Annotated in this window: 4 protein-coding genes; 3 read left to right on the top strand and 1 reads right to left on the bottom strand. The window is 71.4% G+C overall.

From position 1 onward, the window contains the following. The 3 genes from VF468_01970 to VF468_01960 all read left to right on the top strand — a co-directional run. A partial coding sequence (locus tag VF468_01970; protein HEX5877087.1) for a hypothetical protein occupies positions 1-192 on the top strand: 192 nt, incomplete at its 5' end. Positions 193-307: 115 nt separating this feature from the next. Continuing rightward, positions 308-1,930: an FAD-dependent monooxygenase gene (locus tag VF468_01965; protein HEX5877086.1), complete on the top strand. Its 1,623-nt coding sequence runs from the start codon at positions 308-310 to the stop codon at positions 1,928-1,930. A gap of 116 nt (positions 1,931-2,046) precedes the next feature. Next, complete coding sequence (locus VF468_01960; GenBank protein ID HEX5877085.1) at positions 2,047-2,592, top strand: phosphatase PAP2 family protein; 546 nt, start codon at positions 2,047-2,049, stop codon at positions 2,590-2,592. 38 nt (positions 2,593-2,630) lie between these two features. Here VF468_01960 and VF468_01955 read toward each other — a convergent pair whose 3' ends face one another. Continuing rightward, positions 2,631-3,455, bottom strand: a complete 825-nt coding sequence (locus tag VF468_01955; protein ID HEX5877084.1) for an SAM-dependent methyltransferase — start codon at positions 3,453-3,455, stop codon at positions 2,631-2,633. Between the last annotated feature and the right edge of the window lie 239 nt (positions 3,456-3,694).

Here is a 3,694-nt window from a genome sequence, read left to right as displayed (position 1 = left end):
TCGACCGCGGCCTGGCGCGTCGACGGCCGCACGGTGTACCAGGCCCCCGGCACCCTCATCCCCGAACGCGTCCGCATCGGGTTCGGGATCTGGACGATGCTGCCGATCCGCGACGGCCGCAGCCGCTCGCTCGACGGGCAGGGCCTGAACGCCCGGTGGCGCCGGTTCCGCGTACGCGGGGTCGACGCATGAGCCGCCGGACCCTTGACACACCCTCACCCACCTACCAGGGTGGCGCCATCGGCGTCGGCGGGCCGCCACGCGGGACGAATGTCCGTGACCGCCGGACGCGCGAGGGGACGTCTCGATGAGCGACCGCCAGGTGCCCGTGCTGATCGTCGGAGGCAGCCTCGTGGGGCTGTCGACGTCGTTGCTGCTGGCCGCGCAGGACGTGCCACACCTGCTGGTCGAGCGGCACCGCGGCACCGCGGTCCACCCCCGGGCCGCCTCGTTCCACCAGCGGACCATGGAGATCTTCCGCAGTGTGGGGCTGCAGGCGGAGATCGAGTCCGCGTCGGCGCAGGAGTTCGTGCAGAACGGCGCCATCGTCTCGGTGGAGAGCCTGGCCAGCCCGGAGATGAAGTTCTTCTTCCGGAACTTCAACGAGGGCGTCGAGGCGCTGAGCCCCGCGTCGCGGCTGTTCATCACCCAGATCGGGCTGGAGCCGCTGCTGCGCCGGTCGGCCCAGGAGCGCGGCGCCGAGCACGCCTACGCCACCGAGCTGGTCTCCTTCGAGCAGGACGACGACGGGGTCACGGCGGTCCTCCGCCCCCGGGACGGCGGCGCCGAGCAGACCGTCCGCGCCGACTACCTGGTCGCCGCCGACGGCGCGCACAGCCCGGTCCGGAGGCGCTGTGGCATCGAACTGGCCGGGCGCGGGGCGTTCGCCGACTGCGTCACCATCTACTTCCGCGCGGACCTGCGCGAGCTCATCGGGGACCGCAACCTCAGCGTGGTCTACGTCAACCACCCGGAGCTGCTCGGGTTCTTCCGGTTCTCCATCACCGGCGACTCCGGCTTCCTCGCGGTGTTCTCCACCATCGACCCGGACGGCACGAAGAACACCGCCGTCGGCGAGACCATGGACACGGCTTGGGCGACCGAGCTGGTCCGAAAGGCGCTCGGCCGCGCGGACATCCCGGTCGAGATCGACAACGTGCAGCGCTGGACGGCCGCGGCGGCGCACGCGTCGCGCTTCCGCGACCGGAGGGTGTTCCTGGCCGGGGACGCCGCCCACGTCATGCCGCCCACCGGGGGCTTCGGCGGCAACACCGGTATCGGCGACGCGCACAACCTGGCCTGGAAGCTGGCCGCGGTGGTCGGCGGGACCGCGGGCGCCGGCCTGCTGGACACCTACGACGCCGAGCGCCGTCCGGTGTGCGACCTCGTCGTCGAGCAGGCGTACACACGCTATGTGCTGCGGGTCGACCCCACGCTCTCCCGGGAGAACCTCGCCGACCCGATGGACGACGCGTCGATCGAGCTCGGCCCGGTGTACCGGTCGGCCGGGCTGCTTCCGGAGGGCGGGGACGACGGGGCCGTGCTGGAGAACCCTCGCACACCGACCGGGCGGGTGGGGGTGCGGGCCCCGCACCTGCCGGTGGAGATCGACGGCGCGCCCGGCTCGGTGCATGACGTCCTCGGCCGCGGCTTCGCCCTGCTGGCCGCAGCGGGCGGCCAGCGGTGGCTGGACGCCGCGTCGCAGGCCGGCGTCGCGCTCGGCTGCCCGGTGCGCGGCTACCGCGTGGCACCGGACGGCGACCTGGTCGACAAGGGCGAGACGTTCGCCCAGGCCTACGGCCTCGGCCCCGACGGCGCGGTGCTCGTGCGGCCGGACGCCGTCGTCGCGTGGCGGGCTCCCGCGGACGCAGGCGATCCGCGCGCGGCGGTGGAGGAGGCGCTGCGGCGGCTGCTGTTCCCTCAGCCCTGAGGTACGCCATGCCCGCCGAACCGATCGGAAGCCTCGACGATGAGCATGAGGTACGGCGATCAGGAGTTGGCACAGCCCATCCCGCGACGCTTGCGGGTGCCCGGCTGGTCGGTGAGTTGCTGTCGCCGCCGCCGATCCTGGTCGCCGTGGCCCTGGCCGTCGCCTGGGTCAGCAGCCCGACTCGGGCCATGGCGGTCGTCTGGGGCACCATCGCGGCCCTGTTCGCCAGCGTGCTGCCCTATGCCCTCATCCTCCGCGGCGTCCGACGAGGGCGGCTCAGCGACCGGAACATCAGCCTCCGGAAGCAGCGCATCCGGTTCGGGGGCGTGGCCATCGCCTCGATCCTGTTCGGGCTGGCCGTGCTGGCGGCCTTGGACGCCCCGGCTGAGATGGTCGCCCTGCTGGCGTCGATCGCGGTCGGGGTGGCCGGCGGCTGGGTGGTCACGCTGTGGTGGAAGATCTCGGTGCATGCCGCGATCGCGGCCGGCGCCGCCACCGTGCTGACGCTGGTGTTCGGACCGGCGCTGCTGGCCGTCTGGCCGCTGGTGGCCCTCATCGCCTGGTCCCGGGTCCAGGTCGGTGATCACACACCGGCGCAGGTCCTCGCCGGCGTCGCCCTTGGCATCGTCGTCAATGCGACGGTCTTTCCGCTGCTGCGGTAGCGCAGTAGATCTCTTGCCGGACCGGCGCCTGCCGCGGGTCAGGGCTTGCGGCCCACCGCGCAGAACTCATCCATGGGTTCCTGGCTGCCGGAGTCGGCAGGATCGGGCCGCCACTGGGTGGTGGACACAACCCCCGGTTCCAGCAGCTCCAGGCCATCGAAGAAGCCAGCGATCTGCTGGGGGGTACGGATGACGATCGGGGTCGGGCTGGCCTCGTTCCACTGGCGCACGGCCTCGTCCATGGCGGCCCCGGTGACGGTGTTGGTGGTTTGGGTGATCACCAGGTAACTGCCGGGGGCCACGGCGTCTACCAGCCGCTTCACCACCGCAGTGGCCTCGTCGTGGTCGGTCAGGTGGTGAATGATCCCCAGCAGCATGACCGCCACCGGCTGGTCGAAGTCCAGGGTCCGGCTGGCCTCCGCCAGGATCTTGTCGGGGTCGCGCAGGTCGGCGTCGACGTACTGGGTGACGCCCTGGGGGCTGCTGGTCAGCAGAGCCCGAGCGTGCACCAGGACCACCGGGTCGTTGTCGACGTAGACGATGCGCGACTCCGGAGCCACCCGCTGGGCGACCTCGTGGGTGTTGTTAGCAGTGGGCAGGCCGGTCCCGATGTCCAGGAACTGCCGGATGCCCACCTCTCCGGCCAGGTAGGTCACCACCCGGATCAGGAACGCGCGCTGGTGGCGGGCCATCTCGGGGATCCCGGGAAGGAGCTGGCGGATCTGCTCGCCCATCTCCCGGTCGACCGGGTAGTTGTCCTTGCCGCCCAGCCAGTAGTTGTAGATCCGGGCCGACTGCGGATGGCTCGCGTCGATCTCGGCGATCGGCTGGCCGCGGCCATCGAGTGGGGGGGTGTCGCTCATCGGGGGGCTCCTGTCGACGATGATGGGCCACGGCGTCGCTGCGACATCATGGACTGTACAACGCAAGCGCCGTACCGGGGCAAAGTCGACGAACTCCGGCGAGCATCGGGTCAGCCAGCGGGGTCGTCACCGCCAGCGTCGGCGGTCTGAAGCCATCGCAGGTACTCCTGCACAACGTCTGCACAAACGTCGCGCAATGTGCTACAACTAGCACATGGCGTCAGTAGGAGTGCGTGAAC

It is taken from the genome of Actinomycetota bacterium, assembly GCA_036280995.1.
GTDB lineage: Bacteria > Actinomycetota > CALGFH01 > CALGFH01 > CALGFH01 > CALGFH01.
This window is presented reverse-complemented; position numbering and strand designations above follow the sequence as displayed.

Excerpts from the sequence above, each read along its gene's own strand:
- VF468_01965 (HEX5877086.1), top strand. The coding sequence starts at position 308 with ATGAGCGACCGCCAGGTGCCCGTGCTGATCGTCGGAGGCAGCCTCGTG.
- VF468_01955 (HEX5877084.1), bottom strand. The coding sequence starts at position 3,455 with ATGAGCGACACCCCCCCACTCGATGGCCGCGGCCAGCCGATCGCCGAG.